This is a genomic window from Rhodopirellula maiorica SM1 (assembly GCF_000346295.1).
Taxonomy (GTDB): Bacteria; Planctomycetota; Planctomycetia; order Pirellulales; family Pirellulaceae; genus Novipirellula; species Novipirellula maiorica.
In genome coordinates this window covers 1-1116 of sequence record NZ_ANOG01000598.1, presented here as the reverse complement: position 1 = coordinate 1116, position 1116 = coordinate 1, and the positions used below count along the sequence as shown (strand labels likewise).

Here is a 1116-nt window from a genome sequence, read left to right as displayed (position 1 = left end):
AAGTCACCAGCCCTCCCCGACGCTTTCAGCGGCCGACCCTCCCAAGGGGAGGGTGAAGCTGTGTGGCTTGCGCGAAAGAAGACTGCATCTCGCGAGCGTTCGCGGCCGGGTACTCCGTGTACCCGGCCCGTGAGGTCCGTGATAAATCGATCGACAAATGTCAGTCGACTAATCGACGTGTATCAGCCCGTGGCCGCAAGCTGACCGCGTAAACCCCACGCGAGGCGAACTCGCGGAAGACGCAATTTAGGCACAATCCATTGCTAGCGCAATATTAAGCAGGACGAGTAACGCTGTGATAACACAACCTTCACGATCCCTTTGATAACTCTAATCAAATCAACAACTTAGCATCAGTTGACGATCGTACACATCTTCCTGGATTCCGCCTCTGAAATATGGCGGATGAGTGATGTGGCGACACCGTTAGATTACGTTTTGCAGGTGGCGGGTCAACCACAGTTTTCTCAAATTCGTTTTCCGGGAACAGCCCCTCGCGACATAAAGTGTTCCGCTTGCGGCAGTTAAAAAAGTTTGTGTCAATCGAATGCATTTTTGAGGCCGCATTTTGCAACCGCCATTCGGGTTATTTTTCGCTTGCAAATCGATCTGTCCAGTTGCAAAAAAATGGCTGATTCCCCCCCACAGAATATGCGTGGCCAGGTCGGTGAACAAAATATCCCCACCCCCTGGAAACTCAGTGTCCCGAAGCGGGCATGCAGCAATCCCCCCGACCTTCCCTGCTTTCACGACCGCCAAACATCGCAGCACCGCGAACACAGTTACCCGGAATAGGTCCCGTTACCGCCTTACCAAGGGCGGCAGTCGCCCAATATCCTGCTATCATCTGCGACCTTTCCTGATTACCCGACGATAACACGAGGAATTTCATACGATGAGTTCGGTTCCGGTCCATTTGGCAGTAGATTTAGGTGCTTCGAGCGGACGCGTGATCGCGGGATCGCTTCAAAATGATCGGATGCAACTGGCCGAAGTCCATCGGTTTGCCAACGACCCGGTCACGATTCAGCAAGCGATGCACTGGAATGTCCACGGATTGTGGGCAGATATTCAGCAAGGCTTCGCAAGGCGACTCAGCAGTTTGATAGCGTCGCC

General features: G+C 53.3%; 1 pseudogene. It reads left to right on the top strand.

The window, feature by feature from the left end:
- Positions 1-895: 895 nt before the first annotated feature.
- Positions 896-1116, top strand: a pseudogene (locus tag RMSM_RS19125) (hypothetical protein); the annotation flags it as partial.